Origin of the sequence: Pseudomonas congelans, from assembly GCF_900103225.1 — a bacterium.
Lineage (GTDB): Bacteria > Pseudomonadota > Gammaproteobacteria > Pseudomonadales > Pseudomonadaceae > Aquipseudomonas > Aquipseudomonas congelans.
Genome location: NZ_FNJH01000002.1, coordinates 596,565 through 613,578, shown reverse-complemented (window position 1 = coordinate 613,578; position 17,014 = coordinate 596,565). Strand labels below are relative to the sequence as shown.

The window sequence follows — 17,014 nt, the reverse complement described above, 5'->3', positions numbered from 1 at the left end:
GTATTGACTGACGCGTAACGCGATCAAGGGTCGTGTGTGCTTTGCGGGCAGCTTGGCTGCCCGTTTTTTTATGGCTTGATGCTTTTATTTTTCAGGGACGCGATTGGCGATGACCACTCACGACGCGCAACTGCCTGAACATCCCTTGCAACGCTTCTTCCGATCCCGACGTGCCAGACCGACCTTCGAGTGGGAGCGCCATCAGCTGCGCGATGTGCTGGTCATCGACCACCCGCAGTGTCAGGCCGTATTCAGTCGACAGGGTGCGCAATTGCTGCACTTCCAGCCACAGGGCCAGAAACCCTGGCTCTGGTGCGCCGCGCAGTGGCCACAGGTGGGCGCCATTCGTGGAGGCGTTCCGGTCTGCTGGCCGTGGTATGGCCGACATCCCGGCGAGAGCGGCTGGCCTGCGCACGGTTGGGGGCGCTTGCTGGACTGGAAGCTGATTGACAGCAGTGAGTGTGAGGAGGGCGTGAGCCTGCACTGGCGCTTGCAACTGTGGGACTGGCAGGTCGATCTGCATGCCGAACTGGGGCAGGGCATGGAACTGCGTCTGAGCACACGTCACGAAGACAGCGAACCGTGTCACTTCAGCCATGCGCTGCACGCTTACTGGCGGATCGGCGATGTGGCTGAAGTCGCACTGGAGGGGCTCGACGGCGCACAGGGTTATGACGAACTCAGCCGCCAGGCCTGTCAGCAACAGGGCGAATTGCGCGTGGCAGGCGCCTGTCAGCGCGTATTCGAGCACGCCGGCGCCGTACAGCTTCAGGACCCGATCTGGCAGCGCAGACTCAACATCGACACCGGCGACAGCGCCAACACCGTCGTCTGGCACCCCGGCAGCAGACCGCTCCTCGGCGTATGCGGCAGCGAAACCGCAGGCTTTGTCCGCGTCGAAGCCGCCTCAGGCTCCGGCGACACCTTCAGCCTGCGGCCCGGAGAACAGGTGCAGCTCAAACTGCAAGCCAGCCTGGCAGGGTGAGTTGCAGATGACGCAGAGCGTCACGAACTGCATGCCGACGCGGAGCGTCGGCACGATAGTCAAACCCCGATGGCACAGACTACACAGAGTGCGACGTAAGTGACGGCTGAGTCCTGGCGCTGATCCGGCGGGTAGCCTGGCAGGACGCCAGGCTAGCCGCACCGGACCATGGATGGTCCTTTGCGGCGACCCCCGGATCAGTGTCAGGGCGAAGGAACCCGACGAAGTCGGGCCGGAAACGGAGCGGTGACTTTGCTTACTTTGGTCCCTCAAAGTAAGGCGCCGTAAGGGCGCAAAGGTAACCTGAGCAGAACCTCAATCCACCTTACAAAGAAAAACCACCGTGTGACGCAGAGCGTCACGAACTGCATTCCCACGCGGAGCGTTGGAGCGATAGTCAACGCGTTCTTCCGATCACATCCAGTCAGCCCTGATCCTCGATCGGATAACGGCTGTCATTCAGACTTTCCTTGATCTTGCGCAAATGCGGCTGGAAGTCGACGCCGCGGCGCAGCGTCATGCCAGTGGCCAGCACATCGAGCACGGTCAACTGAATGATCCGCGACGTCATCGGCATATAGATATCCGTATCTTCCGGCAGAGGAATGTTCAGACTCACCGTACTGGCCTGGGCCAGCGGCGAACCGGCTGCCGTCAGCCCCAGCACCGACGCGCCGTTGGCCCGCGCGATACGCGCCACTTCCACCAACTCACGGGTGCGGCCCGTATACGAAATGATCACGAACAACTCGCCGGTATGCGCCACCGACGCAATCATCCGCTGCATCAGCACATCGGCATGCGCCGTCACCGCCAGATTGAAGCGGAAGAATTTGTGCTGCGCATCCAGGGCCACCGGCGCGGAGGCACCCAGCCCGAAAAAGTGGATCTGCCGCGCCTGGATCAGCATGTCCACAGACTTGCTGATCAAGGCCGGGTCCAATTGCTGGCAGGCGCTGTCCAGTGACGCGATGGCACTGCCGAAAATCTTCTGGGTATAGGCTTCCGGATTGTCATCGGCTTCCACCGCCCGGCTGACATAAGCCGCGCCACTGGCCAGGCTCTGCGCCAGTTGCAGCTTCAATTCCGGATAGCCGCTGACACTGAACGAACGGCAGAAGCGATTGACCGTCGGTTCGCTGACCTTGGCCGCCTGGGCAAGCGCTGCAATGCTCAGTCGCGTTGCCATCTGCGGGTTGAGCAGGATGACCTCGGCCACTTTGCGTTCGGCCTTGTTCAGCTCGTCGAGTCGGCCCTGGATTTGCTCCAGGAGGTTTCTTACGCGGTCCATTCAAAGTCCTTGTCGGGGCTGATTTACCAACGGTTTTGTCTCGGGCTTTTATTAGCCCTTTAGCCTGTAGCAAAGGTGGCCTATCGTACTGAGGGCCTGTGTTGATCACCACTGGAATATGCTTTCAGGCAGAATGTTGTGGTTATTACTACATATGGCCTTGAGTAACGCCTTTAAAAAAGGTATTTGTAGCCTAACTTGATAAAAGAACCAACATTATGCCCTTGATTACGGTTGAACCGTGCACATTTGCCCTGTTTGGTGCCCTGGGGGACCTGGCGGTACGCAAGCTGTTCCCGGCTCTTTATCAGCTTGATCGCGCTGGACTGCTGCATGAAGACACAAAAATTCTGGCCCTGGCGCGTGAGCCGGGCGACGAAGAGTCGCATCTGGCGTACATCGAGAAATCCATGCGCCGCTTCATTCCCGAGATGGAACTGGAGCCGGACAATCTGGGCCGCTTTCTGGCGCGGCTCAGCTATCTGCATGTCGATTTCCTCAAGGCCGAGGATTACGTCGCGCTTGCCGAGCGCGTCGGCAATGCCGAAACCCTGATCGCCTATTTCGCCACACCGGCCTCGGTCTACGGTGCCATCTGCGAAAACCTCGCGTCGGTCAACCTCGCCGAACGTACGCGTGCCGTATTGGAAAAACCCATCGGCCACGACCTGGCCTCTTCACGCCGGGTCAATGACGCCGTCGCCCAGTTTTTCCCGGAAAACCGCGTTTATCGCATCGACCACTATCTGGGCAAGGACACGGTACAGAACCTCATCGCTCTGCGCTTTGCCAACAGCCTGTTCGAAACCCAGTGGAACCAGAACCATATTTCGCACGTAGAGATCACCGTGGCCGAGAAGGTCGGTATCGAGGGCCGTTGGGGCTACTTCGATCAGGCCGGCCAGCTGCGTGACATGATTCAGAACCACCTGCTGCAGCTGCTCTGCCTGATTGCCATGGACCCGCCAAGCGACCTGTCGGCCGACAGTATCCGTGACGAGAAGGTCAAGGTGCTCAAGGCACTGGCCCCGTTCACCCCGGAGCGTCTGGCGACCCAGGTGGTGCGCGGCCAGTACACCTCCGGCTACAGCGAAGGCAAGGCGGTGCCTGGCTATCTGGAGGAGGAAAACTCCAATACCCAGAGCGACACCGAAACCTTCGTCGCGTTGCGTGCCGATATCCGCAACTGGCGCTGGTCGGGCACGCCGTTCTATCTGCGCACCGGCAAACGCATGCCGCAGAAGCTGTCGCAGATCGTGATCCATTTCAAAGAGCCGCCGCACTACATCTTCGCGCCTGAACAGCGTTTGCAGATCAGCAACCGTCTGATCATCCGCCTGCAGCCTGACGAAGGCATTTCCCTGCAGGTGATGACCAAGGATCAGGGCCTGGACAAGGGCATGCAGCTGCGCAGCGGTCCCTTGCAACTGAATTTTTCCGACACCTACCGCAGCGCTCGTGTCCCCGACGCTTATGAGCGGTTGTTGCTGGAAGTCATGCGTGGCAATCAGAACCTGTTTGTCCGCAAAGATGAGATCGAGTACGCCTGGCAATGGTGCGATCAGTTGATCGCTGGCTGGAAGAAGGCGGGCGATGCGCCCAAGCCTTACCCGGCCGGAACCTGGGGGCCGATGAGCTCCATTGCCCTGATTACTCGCGACGGGAGATCCTGGTATGGCGATATGTGACCTCAAGCTGCCAGCAGGGCTGGCAGCACATGATTTCGACACTGCGCAGCAACTGGCCGATGCACTGGCTGAAACTGTCGCCGAGCGCCTGAAACAGGCGATCAGTGAGAACGGTCTGGCGACTCTGGTAGTGTCCGGGGGGCGCAGTCCGGTCGCCTTCTTCCAGCGTCTGGCGGCACAGCCGCTGGAGTGGTCGAAGGTCGTCATCAGTCTCGCAGACGAGCGTTTCGTGCCGACCGAACATGCCGACAGCAATGCGGGCCTGCTGCAGCGTCACTTGCTGCAGGGGCCTGCGGCGAAGGCGAAGTTTCTCGGCCTGTACAACGTGGCGAGCAGTGTCGAGGAAGCAGCGCAGGCTGCCGATCAAACGCTGGCCGAGCTGCCACCCATCGATGTACTGATTCTGGGCATGGGCGACGACGGGCATACCGCATCGCTGTTCCCCAACAGCCCGAATCTGAACGAAGCCCTTGACCTGCAAGGCGAGCGCCGCTGCCTGCCCATGCTCGCACCGAGCGTGCCGCACCAGCGCCTGACCCTGACCCGCCGCCTGCTGGCGTCGGCGCGCTCATCGATTCTGTCGGTGTCCGGTCAGGCCAAACTCGACACCCTGCGCACCGCGCTGGCAGGCGATGACCTCGCCGAGATGCCGGTGCGTGCCTTTCTCAACCCGTCTCTCGAGATTTACTGGTGCCCATAAGCCCCTATAAGCCCCACAAACAAGGAACCGTCGCCATGACACAGAACGAAAATAATCAGCCGCTGACCAGCATGGCGAACAAGATTGCCCAGATCGACGAACTCTGCGCCAAGGCGAAGATTCTGCCGGTGATTACCATCGCCCGTGACCAGGACGTACTGCCGCTGGCCGATGCACTGGCCGCTGGCGGCATGACTGCGCTGGAAGTGACTCTGCGCTCGGCGTTCGGCCTGAGCGCGATTCGTATCCTGCGTGAACAGCGCCCCGAGTTGTGCGTGGGCGCAGGGACCATCCTGGACCGCAAGATGCTGGCTGACGCTGAAGCGGCCGGTTCGCAGTTCATCGTTACCCCTGGCAGTACGCAAGACCTGCTGCAAGCTGCAGTCGACAGTCCGCTGCCGCTGTTGCCAGGCGTTAGCAGTGCCTCGGAAATCATGATCGGCTACGCCATGGGTTATCGCCGCTTCAAGCTGTTTCCGGCCGAGATCAGCGGTGGTGTGGCTGCGATCAAGGCTCTGGGCGGGCCGTTCAACGAGGTGCGTTTCTGCCCCACTGGCGGTGTCAACGAGCAGAACCTCAAGAGCTACATGGCCCTGCCCAACGTCATGTGCGTAGGCGGCACCTGGATGATCGATAACGCCTGGGTCAAGAATGGCGACTGGGGTCGTATCCAGGAAGCGACTGCGCAGGCAATGGCGCTGTTTGACTGATTTTCAGGATTTCGGAGTCAGCCCTTGCGGCTGATTCCGACAAGGAAGTTGTTGTTGGTTGTATGGCTTTTCGGTGCTCCCTGGTCCGGAGCACCGTTTTTTTCTCCCCTGACCGTCTCTCTGTTTATCCCTTGTCCTTGAATGTCTGACGTGGACGCGTGCGCAATGGGTCCAGTAGCGCGCCAAGGCCGTTGTGATCGATTTCCTGCATCAGCGCCAACAAACCTCCCAACTCTCCTTTGGGAAAGCCTTCCCGGGCAAACCAGTTCAGGTAATGCCCCGGTAAATCAGCGATCAGCCGACCCTTGTATTTGCCAAATGGCATTTCCTGCGTCACCAGCAACTTGAGTTTTTCCGGATTCATCAGCGATAGGCCTATGTTTCTCTTTCGGTCAGTACGATACGTGCATTCTGCATGCAGGCCAAACGGCAGATCATGCAGAAGTCACGAACGGTCAATTGTGAAAATTTCGTAAGTTATTGATTTTAAATTGATATTTTCATATTAAAAACTGGCACGGTGTCTGCAATTACCTATACATCGAACACTTTCGTATCAACCTGCCATTAGGAAATTATCAAATGACTGATATCAACAAAGAAACGATCTCTATCCTGAATGACCTGATCGAAACCAGCAAAGACGGCGAAGAAGGTTTCCGCACCAGCGCAGAACATGCAAAAAGCGCTCAGGTAAAATCGTTCCTTGCAAACCGTTCTACTGAAGTTGCCGCTGCCGTTCGCGAACTGCAAGCTGAAGTCACCGCACTGGGTGGCAAGCCTGAAGATTCCTCAAGCGTATCTGGCGCACTGCACCGCGCATGGGTCAACCTGAAGTCGATGGTTACTTCCGACGACGACAAGGCTGTACTGGAAGAAGTCGAGAAAGGTGAAGACGTCGCCAAGAAGGCTTATCGCGAAGCGCTGGAAAAAGCTCGTGCCAAGAACGTTTCCCCTAACGTGATTGCTTTGATTGAAAAGCAGCAAGCTGGCGTTCTGGCCAACCACGACAAAGTAAAAGCACTGCGTGATGCAGCCCGCGCCGCATCGTAATTCGATGCCTCAGCGGTAACCGAAAAAACGCCAGCCAGTCTGGCGTTTTTTTATGCCCGAAGGCAGCTCGTCAAGCCTGGTCCGTTACCTTTCGGGCAACCGAACTGCGGTACTCGACCCGGTTACGCCCATTGTCCTTGGCCTGATACAGCGCCTTGTCGGCCACCCCGAAAAATGCCTCCAGTTTGTCGCCTTGGCGAACGACCTCCGAAGCGACCCCGATGCTGACAGTGATGGCATGCTCGGCATTCATGAACAGTGGAAGTGACTCGGCGGCCTTGCGGATTTTTTCCGCGATCAGCATGGCACCCGGCAAGTCTGTTTCCGGCAGCACAACCACGAACTCTTCGCCGCCATAGCGTGCAATCCGGTCGCCCGGACGGCGAATGCAGTAGGAGATGGTCTGCGCGATCAGACGCAGCGCCTCGTCTCCACCCTGATGGCCATGACGCTCATTGAATGCCTTGAAATGGTCTACGTCGATCATCAGCAATGACAGCTGCTTGCCAGAGCGTTGCGCTCGCGCCCATTCGGTTTCCATGGCTTCGTCGAGCTGGCGGCGGTTGTCGAGCCCGGTCAGGCCATCTGTAGCGGCCAGGCTGGCCAGCGCATCTTCTGCACGATGGCGTCTTCGCAGCTCGCGACACAGCAGCCAGGTCAGCCACAGAATGCCCAGACACAACACGCTGGTGGCCGAGCCGACCAGCCAGGCATTGCGCCGCCAGACGGCATACACCTCATCCTCGGACTGCCCGATGACGACGATCAGCGGCAGGTTGCCGACTCGGGAGAAGGTGTACAGCCGACGAGCGTTCAACTGCGTGGACATCGCGGCAAAGCTGCCATCGCCTTCCTGAAGGATGCGCTGAAAGTTGGGGCTGCGGCTGTAATCCTTGCCGATCAGTTCCTGGCCTTCCATTTCCGGGTAGCGAACGATCAGAATGCCCGAGGTATTGATCAGGTTGATGCTGCTGTCACTGCCCAGATTCTGGCTCATGAATAGATGCTTGAAATACACCAGACGCATCGCCGCGCTTACGATTCCCATGAACTCGCCGTGGGGCCCTGATATGCGACGGCTGAAACTGATGCACCAGTCCTTGTAGCCCCAGCGAGTCTTGTACGGCGCGCTGACATGTAACGTCAAAGAGCGGTCTAACGCATGGTCCTTGAAATAGGCGCGATCAGAGAAGTTGTCATGTCGAGGGATGACAGATAAAGAATCAGCCAATATGTCGCCGCGGTTATCGAGCAATACCAGGTCGCCCTTGTAAGAGGCGGCAGTAGAGCGATCAAACAGAACAAGTTGGCGCAGTTCAGGTGACAACTGCTGAAGGTCCGGACGCTGCCACGCGCTGATCATGCCTTGCAGGGAAGAGTCGTAAAGTTCTGCGTTACGCATGACGTCCGCATCGATCAAACGCACGATATTGGACGCTGCACGTGCTGCTGTCTGTGCTGCGTCGTCGCGCTCCCGGGCCAGCAAAGACGCCACGATCGCCAGAATGGCGAGCATTGAAACCGAGCTGCCAAAGATCAATATCAGCTCCGGACGGGTCCATCTGAGCCGGGCTTGCCGAGAAAACGCAAACACCACCATCGGTTGTTCTACCTGCAGACGAATGATTCTTGATAACCGGTTAATAAAATTATCATTTATGTGGGGAACTTATGACGCGTGTATAACACGCTCCTTATAGCCCCATATGAAGGGAATGTGAATAAAGCAAGTGTATTTAAAACGCTGCGAACAGGCGCACACTGAGGACCGTGAAAACGCTCAGTGTAGTCAGTATTTTCAGGTGTCAGCGAGGCAACTGGATGCCGAAGGTATTGGCGCCCTTGTCGCTGTTCACGAACACGGTGCCGCCGTGCATCAAGGCAATCGCCTTGACGATGGCCAGCCCCAGGCCGTGATTGGCGCCGCTGTTGCTGCGTGAGGCATCGACCCGATAAAAGCGCTCGAACAGTCTGGGTAAATGTTCTTGAGCGATTTGCAGGCCCGGATTGGTCACGCTGACAGTGACATGGGCATCGCCGGACTCGATGTTGACTTCAATGACCTCGCCAGCGTCGGTATGCTGAACGGCGTTATGCAACAGATTGATCAGCGCGCGGCGCAGGTGGGGTTTTTCAATCGGCGCGCTGGCATCGCCGTTGACACGGACTTGCACGTGCGCGTCTTCCAGAATGAAGTCCAGGTAATCCAGAGTAGTCGCGACCTCTTCGGCCAGCGAGGTACAGGTCTGTGCCTTGACCTTGGTGCCCTGATCGGCGCTGGCCAGAAACAGCATGTCGTTGATGATCGAACGCAAGCGCTCCAGCTCTTCGAGGTTCGACTGCAACACCTCGAAATAATGCTCGGCAGAGCGGCCGCGGGTCAGCGCTACCTGGGTCTGACCGATCAGGTTGGTCAGTGGCGAGCGAAGCTCGTGCGCCACATCCGCATTGAACGACTCCAGCCTCGAATAGGCTTGCTCGACACGTTCCAGCGTAGAGTTGAACGAGGCGACGAATTGTTCGAGTTCCGGTGGCAGCGGCGACAGCTGCAAGCGTCCGGACAACCTTGGCGGGGCGAGTTTCTGGACTTCCTGCGACAGGCTGGTCAGCGGGCGCAGGCCAATCCGCGCGGCCCAGTAGCCCAGCGCCGAAGCAAGCAGAATGCCCAGCGAGGCCAGGCTGATCAAGGCGACCAGCAGCGAGTGCTGCGTGTGCCAGAACGTCTCGGTGTCGATGGCGGTCAGAAAGCGCAGTGCCGGACGCTGTTCCTTGGCCGGAAACTCGCTGACCAGCACTTTGAACGAAAACGGGTGATCCGCCAGTTTCAGGTCGTGCATGCCCAGCGGCCCCTGCGCAAAACGACGAATGTCCGCACCGGGATTGCCGAACTCGTAGAGCGGATTGTCACTCACCACCCAGAAGCGCAGACGCTTGTCCTCTTCGCTGAGCAAGGTGAGCTTGGCCTTGATCTTGCCCCAGTGCTCCGGGTTGCCGAAACGATTGACCGCCGATTCCAGCACGCTGTAACGCGCATCCACCTCGGCGCGGGGCAGCAGGTCGAGGCTCTTGTCGACCTGCAGGTACAAGGCCCAGCCGATCAGCAGGAAGACCACCAGTGCCACCAGCGCGAACAGTCCGCTCAGGCGCAGGGCAATCGAATCAACCCGCACTGCGGTTCTCCAGCACATAGCCCATGCCGCGAATGGTGTGCAGCAGCTTGTGTTCGTGAGGCCCATCAAGCTTGGCCCGCAAGCGCTTGATCGCGACTTCGACCACATTGGTATCGCTGTCGAAGTTGATGTCCCAGACCATTTCGGCAATTGATGTCTTGGAGAGAATGTCGCCCTGACGCCGGGCCAGCACGCTGAGTAGCGAAAACTCCTTGGCGGTCAGGTCCAGACGCAGGCCGGCGCGGGTCGCCTTGCGGCTGATCAGGTCAATCCACAGGTCGGCAATGGTGATCTGCACCGGCTCGTGGCCACCGCTGCGCCGGGTCAACGCCTGCAGGCGGGCGACCAGTTCCAGAAAGGAAAACGGCTTGCCCAGGTAATCATCCGCGCCTTCGCGCAGGCCGCGAATGCGGTCGTCGACCTGCTCTCGCGCGGTCAGCATGATGACGGGTGTCTGTTTGCGCGCGCGCAACGCACGCAACACACCGAAACCATCCAGGCCCGGGAGCATCACGTCGAGAATGACGATCGCATGGTCATTCTCCAGTGCCAGGTGCAGGCCTTCGATCCCGTCGCGCGCCACGTCCACGGCATAGCCTTGTTCGGTCAGACCCCGACGCAGGTAGTCGGCGGTTTTCTCTTCGTCTTCGATAATCAGCACGCGCATCGGGCGACTCTCACTTGTGCAGGGCCAGCGCCGGTGCGCCGGGCGCCGGGTGGCGTCGATGAAACAGCCGCTCCAGTTGCAGATAAATGACCGGCGTCGTGAACAGGGTGAGCATCTGGCTCACCAGCAGGCCGCCGACCACGGCAATCCCCAGCGGCTGACGCAACTCGGCACCGACCCCGAAACCGAGCATCAGCGGCAGCGCGCCGAGCAGGGCGGCGAGGGTGGTCATGATAATCGGCCGGAAGCGGGTGATGCAGGCTTCATAAATGGCCTCGTGCGGCGTGAGGCCCTGCTCGCGCTGGGCCTGCAAGGCAAAGTCCACCAGCAGAATACCGTTCTTTTTGACGATACCGATCAGCAGCACCACGCCGATCAGGGCCATGATCGAGAAGTCCTGGCCCATCATCCACAGCAGCAACAGTGCGCCGATACCTGCCGAGGGCAGGGTAGAGATAATGGTCAGCGGGTGCACGAAGCTTTCATAGAGCACGCCCAGAATGATGTACACCGCCACCAGCGCCGCAAGAATCAGCCAGGGCTGGTTGGCCAGCGAACTCTGGAACGCCTGTGCCGCGCCCTGGAAGCTGCCGATGATCGAGGCGGGCATGCCGATTTCGTTCTTGGCCTGATCGAGCATGCGCACGGCATCGCCCAAGGCGACCCCCGGTGCCAGGTTGAACGACAGGTTCGCCGCCGGGAACATCCCGTCATGGCTGATCGATAACGGGCCCATGCGCGGCGCGCTGACTTTGGCCAGCGCCGACAGCGGTACCATTTCGCTGGTCAGCGGTGAACGCAGGTAGAAGTACGCCAGGCTTTCGGCCTTGCCGCGCTGCTGGGCGTCCAGTTCAAGGATCACCTTGTACTGGTTGACTTCCGTCTGATACTCGCTGATCTGCCGCTGGCCGAACGCGTCGTACAGTGCCTGGTCGACGTCTGCCGTGGTCAGGCCGAAGCGCGCGGCAGCACTGCGGTCGATGTCGATGTGCGTGACGCTGCCACCCAGTTGCAAGTCGTTGGACATGTCACGAAACGCCGGGTTGCTGCGCAGTTTTTCAGTCAGCCGTTGCGTCCAGGTGTTGAGCAATTCGCCGTCGTTGCTCTTGAGCACGTACTGGTACTGACTGCGGCTTGGGCCGGAGCTGAGGTTGATGTCCTGCCCGGCGCGCAGATACAGGACGATGCCCGGAACCTTGGCCAGCTTGGGGCGCAGGCGGTCGATGAACTCACTGACCGACACATCGCGTTCGGAGCGCGGTTTGAGCGAAATCCAGAAGCGGCCGTTGGCGATGGTCTGGTTGCTGCCTGAAACACCTACCGAATGCGAGAACGCCAGCACGGCAGGGTCCGCGCCGACGATCTTTGCCAGTTCCAGGTGTTTTTCCACCATGTCCGGGTAGGAGATATCGGCAGCCGCCTCGGTGGTCCCGAGTGCAAAAGCGGTGTCCTGGACCGGAAAGAAGCCTTTGGGTATGAGAACGTAACCGACCACTGCCAGCGCCAGGGTCAGGCCGAACACGCCAAGCATCAGTCGCTGATGCGCCAGTGCCTTGCGCAAGCCACGCTCGTAGGAGGCGAGCAGGCGCTCACCGAACCCCGGTTTCTGATGCGGATGATGGGTGGGCGCGCGCATGAACAGGGCGGCCAGGGTCGGCGCGAGGGTCAGGGAGACGACCACCGAAATAAGAATGGTCGCCGTTGCGGTCAGCGCGAATTCCTTGAACAGTCGCCCGACCACGCCGCCCATGAACAACAACGGAATGAACGCCGCCACCAGCGAGAAGCTGATCGATACCACGGTAAAGCCGATTTCTCCGGAGCCCTTTATCGCGGCCTCGCGCATGCCCTGGCCCGCTTCAAGGTGACGGTGGATGTTCTCGACCACCACGATGGCGTCGTCCACCACGAAACCGACCGCGACCACGATGGCCACCAGTGTCAGGTTGTTCAGGCTGAAGCCGAACAGGTACATCATCGCAAAGCTGGCAATCAGCGAGACCCCGAGTACCGCACTGACGATCAGGGTGGCTGACAGCTGGCGCAGGAACAGCGCCATGACTGCCACCACCAGCAGCACCGCGATCATCAGGGTCAGTTCCACTTCATGCAGCGAGGCACGGATGGTTCGCGTTCGGTCGTTGAGTACCGAGACATCGACGCTGGCCGGGAGCATTTCCTGCAGGCGTGGCAGTTCACGCTGGATACGGTCCACGGTGTCGACAATGTTGGCGCCCGGCTGCCGGAAGATAGCGATGTTGACGCCTTGCTGATCGCCGGACCACGCTTTGACGTAGGCGTTTTCCGAGCCTGCGACAACCCGGGCCACGTCCTTGAGCTGGACGGGCGCGCCGTTTTTGTAGGAAACGATCAGTTGCGCGTAGTCCTGCGGTTTGAACAACTGGTCGTTGGAAGACAGGGTCGAAATACTGTCCTTGCCATACAGGGCACCCTTGGCCAGGTTCAGGCTGGTCTGCTGCACCGCCTGGCGAATGTCCGCCAGGGTCAGCCCCAGCGCAGCGAGTTTCTCGGGGGCGGCCTGGACACGAATCGCCGGACGCTGCTGACCGGTGATGAACACCTGGCCCACGCCTTCGATCTGGCTGAGCTGGCGCGCCAGAATGGTCTCAGTGACATCGCTCAGCTCTGTGCCGGGGATCAGGCTGGAACTCACACTCAGAATCAGCACCGGGCTGTCGGCCGGGTTGACCTTGCGCCAGGTCGGCAGACTGGGCAGATCGGCCGGCAGGCGTCCGGCTGCGGTATTGATGGCGGCCTGGACTTCCTGGGCCGCAGTGTCGATGCTTTTGTTGAGCGTGAACTGCAGCGTCAGGTTGGTGGAGCCCAGTGCGCTGCTGGAGGTCATCTGGGTCATGCCCGGTATCGCACTGAACTGCACTTCCAGTGGCGTAGCAACCGAGGACGCCATGGTTTCAGGGCTGGCGCCGGGGAGCTGCGCGGTAACCTGGATGGTCGGAAATTCCGCTTCCGGCAAGGGCGCGATCGGCAGCCGCGGAAAGGCGATGACCCCCAGCAGTACCAGGGCGAAGGTCAACAACAAGGTGGCCACCGGGTGATCGATGCACCACGCCGACACCGAGCCCCGGCCATTCATCGGGCGGGCTCCACTTGCGCGCTCGCCACATCCGCAGCAGGCGCGCTGATCACTTCGACGGTTGCCCCCGGGCGTAGCCGCGACTGGCCGTCGCGGACCAGTACATCGCCAGCACGCGGCCCGCTGATCAGCGTCTGTTCGCTGTCCTGATAGAGCACTTTGACCGGCACGACTTCCACCTTGTTATCAGCAGTGAGCCGATAGACGAAGTGCAGGTCGACGCCGCGCTGCACCACTTGTGGCGGTACTTTCAGCGAGTTGAGTTCGATACCGGTCTGGATCTTTACCGTCACCAGTTGCCCCGGCCAGAGTTGCTCGCCGGGGTTTTTGAATTGAGCCTTGGCGCGGATCGTACCGGTGCTTGCCGACACCTGATTGTCGATCAATGAAAGCGTGCCTTCACCCAGCAGCAGGCCGTTGGCCGCGCCGTCGCCCTGATACGCCTTGACGGTCGCGGCGTTGCGCTCGGCAATCAGCCCCTGCAGCGTCGGCAACATCTGCTGAGGCAGGGAAAACTCCACGGCAATCGGGTCGATCTGGGTCACTGAAAACAGCCCGGCAGCATCGCTGACGCGCAGGAAGTTGCCTTCATCGACATTGCGAATACCGACCCGTCCCGTTACCGGCGAGCGAATCTGGGTGTAGGACAGCTGCACCTGCGAGGCGTTGATGCTCGCTTCGTTGCCTTTCGCCGTGGCTTCCAGCTGCCTGACCAGCGCCTGTTGCTGATCGAATGTCTGTCGCGAGATGCCATTTTCCTGGGTGAGCTGGCGATAGCGCTTGAGGTCCAGTTGCGCCACGTCCAGCTGCGCCTTGCTCTGCGCCAACTGGGCACGCGTCTGCTCCAGCGCGGCCCGGATAGAGCGGTCATCCAGCGTTGCCAGCAAGTCGCCGGCCTTGACCTGCTGACCTTCCTTGACCAGCACGCGCGTCAGCACCCCATCCACCTGGGGACGGATCACGACGCTTTGCAGCGACAGCACCGATCCGATCCCTGTGACGAAACGCGGCACGTCCTCAAGACTGACCGTGATCACTTTGACGGGCACAGCGGCAGCGGCATTTTTTGGGAGTGTTGCCGGGCGTGTCAGTTTCCAGCCGGCAATCGCGGCACAGGCGATCACCAGGACGACGGCGGTGACGGTCAGGGTCTTTCTGCGCATATGAAGAAAACGCCAAATGTCGGTACGGGAGATGTTCTTTACAGCTTCCTTATAGCCTGCAAATCCGGTCAACAGAATGACTTTCAGCTGTCAGGTTTGTCAGAAAGCCGCGAGCGGTGTGGCGTGCAGTCAAGAAAAGTCGGAATTGGACGATACCTATGTTGAAGAGATAATTGTCCTGATGTTTATAAAGTCCTAGGAGTTTTCCTACATTTTCCTAAGTAGGTTTCTGGCAGGTCATTCTCTCATCAACTTAAATTACTGTATGAGTCTATGAAGGGAGTGTGCCATGAGCAGTCAGAAAAAAAACGGAAAAGTGATGTTGAAGTTACGCTCCCTTGATAAACGCTTGTGGGTCGTAATCCTGTCGACGTTGTGGCTGGCTGCTCCTGCTTTGTCATGGGCAAAGGACGGTGTAATAACGTTGCATGGCAGTATCGTCAACAGCGGTTGCAGGGTGTCCAGTGCCCATGCGAGTGCGTCAGATGTTCACACGAGAACGCTGGAAGTTGCACCAGGGGTCAATATACAAGTGAGCACCGAACACAATGTCTGTGGTGAGCAGGCAATGCCCTTCGTCACGCAGTATCAAGTGTTGCCTGCCGCCGTGGTAATCGACGGAGAAGCCCTGCAGGCGCGCGCTGCGGTGGTCACGTTGAGCTATCAGTAAATCCCTGTCTGTATGGTTTTCTCGTCCGGACTGTCACGTTAAAAAGTGGCAGTCCAGTGCTCGAAAAATGTGAACGATAAATAACCTCGGCCATAGTGAAGACATCGGTAGTCTGTGCTTGAGTTAAAGCGCGCTTCTGTGTGGAAAAGGGTTTTTATCAGTGTGCCGGGCACGAATTATAATTATTCCTACAGACCTGTCCTGCGTGTCGTGTTGTGTTGTCTGCGGGGTGAAAGTTATCGGGCTGACAGCACTGAAATAGACCTGGCTCTATAGTGCTCAGCGTCCGATAGCGGGCACACACGAAATAACACAAGGAAGGTCGTTAGCATGAAAAAGCGTTCTCTTACATTGGCAGTTCTGGGCGTAATGGGCGTTGGCATGGCAGGTACCGCCAGTGCGGCGAACAACGGCACAATGGTCTTCAACGGAACACTGACCAATATCTCCTGCGATGTGGGGCCGGGCACGGGTGTCAGTGCGGGGACCAACCCCGGCGAAATCAATATCGACCTGGGCAATGTGTCCTTCTCTGATATCGGTGTATCGAGCGAAAGCCGGTTCGAAACGGCTGCCCCCATCCAGCTGCTGGTCAACTGCAGTGCAGGTGCAGACCAATACAACATGGTGAAGATGCGCCTTATTGCCCGTAACGGCAGTGGCCTGGACAACAACGACGCGAAACTCCTGCGCACCACCGGTGCGGCCGATGGCGTCGGTATCGGCCTGCTCAATGCGTCCAGTGTGCTGATGGATCTGAGTGGTGACGAAACCGTCGACACCACGCTCATCAAGGATGGCGCCAATGGTGCCACCGCTGAAATCAATTTTGGCGCGGTATATGTGCTTAACGGCACGCCCACCAATCCTGGTAATGCCGACGGCTTCCTGCCGTTCGTGATGGATTACGAGTAATCGTATCGGGCAGGGCGGGCAGCGCTCGCTCTGTCCTCTACCGAATTCAAGGCGAACGCCAGCATGTTTTTCGATTTTTTCCGCTACACGATGCTTGTTGCGTTGTTGTCCTGCGCATCCGCCGTTCAGGCGGGCATCGTATTGAATACGACGCGAGTCATTTACCAGGGCAATGATAAAGAGGTCAGTCTGGGTGTTCACAACAGTGGCGGGGGAGAGATTCTCCTGCAGTCCTGGCTTGAATCTCCTGTGGCAGCGGGCAGCAATAACCCAACGCTGCAGAACCTGCCGTTCATTGTCACACCCGCACTGACGCGTATGGCCGGGGGTGGCCGGCAACTATTGCGGATCATTCATTCCGGTACCGACATGCCCACCGATCGTGAATCGGTGTTATGGCTCAATGTTCAGGAAATACCCCAGACCGCAGCAGAGAACACGCTGCAGATCGCGGTACGTCAGCGCATAAAAGTCTTCTTCCGGCCTGATGGTTTGCAGGGTGATCCACAGCAGGCACCGGAAAAACTGAACTGGCAATGGGGCGATGACACCGGTGTACAGGTCGAAAATCCCGGCCCCTATCATGTCTCGATGCTCAGGATTTCCATACGCCAACATGACACCGAACTTGCCCGTCTGGACAGCCAGATGCTGGCGCCGCATCAGCGTCTGCGTATTCCGTTACAGCACCCGCCGGCAAGTGCACCGCTGGTTCTGAGTTTCGTCAGTCTCAATGACTACGGCGGACAAGTGCCTTATCAGGCAACCCTTATCAATAAACAACCGGTTAACGCCGGCAAGGCGTCGCCCCGATAAGCTGGCTTAGCCACTGTCAGCGTTCATTATTCAAACCGTCGGGCCGCAGTGACAAGACAGCCCGGCAGACC

Annotated in this window: 15 protein-coding genes; 8 read left to right on the top strand and 7 right to left on the bottom strand. The window is 59.1% G+C overall.

What is annotated here, in order from left to right; all coding sequences use genetic code 11:
• Positions 1–109 precede the first annotated feature (109 nt).
• The gene (locus BLR20_RS09855) at positions 110–985 is read left to right on the top strand and encodes a D-hexose-6-phosphate mutarotase (RefSeq protein WP_010431726.1); all 876 of its coding nucleotides are present in this window, start codon (positions 110–112) and stop codon (positions 983–985) included.
• Between the two features lie 424 nt (positions 986–1,409).
• Here BLR20_RS09855 and BLR20_RS09845 read toward each other — a convergent pair whose 3' ends face one another.
• Positions 1,410–2,276, bottom strand: a complete 867-nt coding sequence (locus tag BLR20_RS09845; RefSeq protein ID WP_002552324.1) for a MurR/RpiR family transcriptional regulator — start codon at positions 2,274–2,276, stop codon at positions 1,410–1,412.
• 218 nt (positions 2,277–2,494) lie between these two features.
• On the opposite strand from BLR20_RS09845, the gene zwf reads away from it, so the two are divergent.
• Genes zwf through BLR20_RS09830 form a run of 3 tightly spaced genes read left to right on the top strand, consistent with a single transcriptional unit; the run spans position 2,495 to position 5,374 of the window.
• A complete protein-coding gene (gene zwf, locus BLR20_RS09840; protein ID WP_010429119.1) occupies positions 2,495–3,964 on the top strand; it encodes a glucose-6-phosphate dehydrogenase in 1,470 nt (489 codons plus the stop codon).
• Complete coding sequence (pgl, locus tag BLR20_RS09835; RefSeq protein WP_054992921.1) at positions 3,951–4,664, top strand: 6-phosphogluconolactonase; 714 nt, start codon at positions 3,951–3,953, stop codon at positions 4,662–4,664. Before zwf ends, pgl begins: the two co-directional genes overlap by 14 nt.
• A gap of 35 nt (positions 4,665–4,699) precedes the next feature.
• A complete protein-coding gene (locus BLR20_RS09830; RefSeq protein ID WP_004402926.1) occupies positions 4,700–5,374 on the top strand; it encodes a bifunctional 4-hydroxy-2-oxoglutarate aldolase/2-dehydro-3-deoxy-phosphogluconate aldolase in 675 nt (224 codons plus the stop codon).
• 124 nt (positions 5,375–5,498) lie between these two features.
• Here BLR20_RS09830 and BLR20_RS09825 read toward each other — a convergent pair whose 3' ends face one another.
• Entirely contained in the window at positions 5,499–5,738 is a 240-nt protein-coding gene (locus tag BLR20_RS09825) for a DUF3820 family protein (protein WP_010429116.1), read from the bottom strand.
• A gap of 218 nt (positions 5,739–5,956) precedes the next feature.
• Here BLR20_RS09825 and BLR20_RS09820 point away from each other — a divergent pair, with 218 nt between their 5' ends.
• On the top strand, positions 5,957–6,427 hold the full coding sequence (locus BLR20_RS09820) for a PA2169 family four-helix-bundle protein (protein ID WP_003314059.1): 471 nt from the start codon (positions 5,957–5,959) through the stop codon (positions 6,425–6,427).
• A 70-nt stretch (positions 6,428–6,497) separates the two neighbouring features.
• On the opposite strand, the gene BLR20_RS09815 is transcribed toward BLR20_RS09820, so the two are convergent.
• The 5 genes from BLR20_RS09815 to BLR20_RS09795 form a co-directional block, all read right to left on the bottom strand.
• A complete protein-coding gene (locus tag BLR20_RS09815; protein ID WP_010429112.1) occupies positions 6,498–8,027 on the bottom strand; it encodes a sensor domain-containing diguanylate cyclase in 1,530 nt (509 codons plus the stop codon).
• A 205-nt stretch (positions 8,028–8,232) separates the two neighbouring features.
• Positions 8,233–9,597 (bottom strand): heavy metal sensor histidine kinase, encoded by a 1,365-nt coding sequence (locus BLR20_RS09810; protein ID WP_010429110.1) that lies wholly within the window; start codon positions 9,595–9,597, stop codon positions 8,233–8,235.
• Positions 9,587–10,264 carry a heavy metal response regulator transcription factor gene (locus tag BLR20_RS09805; RefSeq protein ID WP_003314062.1) on the bottom strand — a complete coding sequence of 226 codons (678 nt, stop codon included), beginning with the start codon at positions 10,262–10,264 and terminating at the stop codon, positions 9,587–9,589. Before BLR20_RS09805 ends, BLR20_RS09810 begins: the two co-directional genes overlap by 11 nt.
• 10 nt (positions 10,265–10,274) lie before the next feature.
• Complete coding sequence (locus BLR20_RS09800; protein ID WP_054992922.1) at positions 10,275–13,379, bottom strand: multidrug efflux RND transporter permease subunit; 3,105 nt, start codon at positions 13,377–13,379, stop codon at positions 10,275–10,277.
• Entirely contained in the window at positions 13,376–14,542 is a 1,167-nt protein-coding gene (locus tag BLR20_RS09795; protein ID WP_054992923.1) for an efflux RND transporter periplasmic adaptor subunit, read from the bottom strand. Before BLR20_RS09795 ends, BLR20_RS09800 begins: the two co-directional genes overlap by 4 nt.
• Before the next feature lie 289 nt (positions 14,543–14,831).
• On the opposite strand from BLR20_RS09795, the gene BLR20_RS09790 reads away from it, so the two are divergent.
• The 3 genes from BLR20_RS09790 (at position 14,832) to BLR20_RS09780 (ending at position 16,943) form a co-directional block, all read left to right on the top strand.
• On the top strand, positions 14,832–15,212 hold the full coding sequence (locus tag BLR20_RS09790) for a hypothetical protein (RefSeq protein ID WP_054992924.1): 381 nt from the start codon (positions 14,832–14,834) through the stop codon (positions 15,210–15,212).
• A 330-nt stretch (positions 15,213–15,542) separates the two neighbouring features.
• Entirely contained in the window at positions 15,543–16,127 is a 585-nt protein-coding gene (locus tag BLR20_RS09785; protein WP_003365284.1) for a fimbrial protein, read from the top strand.
• A 63-nt stretch (positions 16,128–16,190) separates the two neighbouring features.
• Positions 16,191–16,943, top strand: coding sequence for a fimbrial biogenesis chaperone (locus tag BLR20_RS09780; protein ID WP_032615768.1), 753 nt, complete (start codon positions 16,191–16,193; stop codon positions 16,941–16,943).
• Positions 16,944–17,014 lie beyond the last annotated feature (71 nt).

Bases quoted from the DNA above. Each gene is read 5' to 3' on its own strand.
- BLR20_RS09830 (WP_004402926.1), top strand. From the start codon at position 4,700: ATGACACAGAACGAAAATAATCAGCCGCTGACCAGCATGGCGAACAAG.
- BLR20_RS09845 (WP_002552324.1), bottom strand. From the start codon at position 2,276: ATGGACCGCGTAAGAAACCTCCTGGAGCAAATCCAGGGCCGACTCGAC.
- BLR20_RS09825 (WP_010429116.1), bottom strand. From the start codon at position 5,738: ATGAATCCGGAAAAACTCAAGTTGCTGGTGACGCAGGAAATGCCATTT.
- BLR20_RS09805 (WP_003314062.1), bottom strand. From the start codon at position 10,264: ATGCGCGTGCTGATTATCGAAGACGAAGAGAAAACCGCCGACTACCTG.
- zwf (WP_010429119.1), top strand. From the start codon at position 2,495: ATGCCCTTGATTACGGTTGAACCGTGCACATTTGCCCTGTTTGGTGCC.
- BLR20_RS09795 (WP_054992923.1), bottom strand. From the start codon at position 14,542: ATGCGCAGAAAGACCCTGACCGTCACCGCCGTCGTCCTGGTGATCGCC.
- pgl (WP_054992921.1), top strand. From the start codon at position 3,951: ATGGCGATATGTGACCTCAAGCTGCCAGCAGGGCTGGCAGCACATGAT.
- BLR20_RS09800 (WP_054992922.1), bottom strand. From the start codon at position 13,379: ATGAATGGCCGGGGCTCGGTGTCGGCGTGGTGCATCGATCACCCGGTG.
- BLR20_RS09855 (WP_010431726.1), top strand. From the start codon at position 110: ATGACCACTCACGACGCGCAACTGCCTGAACATCCCTTGCAACGCTTC.
- BLR20_RS09820 (WP_003314059.1), top strand. From the start codon at position 5,957: ATGACTGATATCAACAAAGAAACGATCTCTATCCTGAATGACCTGATC.
- BLR20_RS09790 (WP_054992924.1), top strand. From the start codon at position 14,832: ATGAGCAGTCAGAAAAAAAACGGAAAAGTGATGTTGAAGTTACGCTCC.
- BLR20_RS09815 (WP_010429112.1), bottom strand. From the start codon at position 8,027: ATGGTGGTGTTTGCGTTTTCTCGGCAAGCCCGGCTCAGATGGACCCGT.
- BLR20_RS09780 (WP_032615768.1), top strand. From the start codon at position 16,191: ATGTTTTTCGATTTTTTCCGCTACACGATGCTTGTTGCGTTGTTGTCC.
- BLR20_RS09785 (WP_003365284.1), top strand. From the start codon at position 15,543: ATGAAAAAGCGTTCTCTTACATTGGCAGTTCTGGGCGTAATGGGCGTT.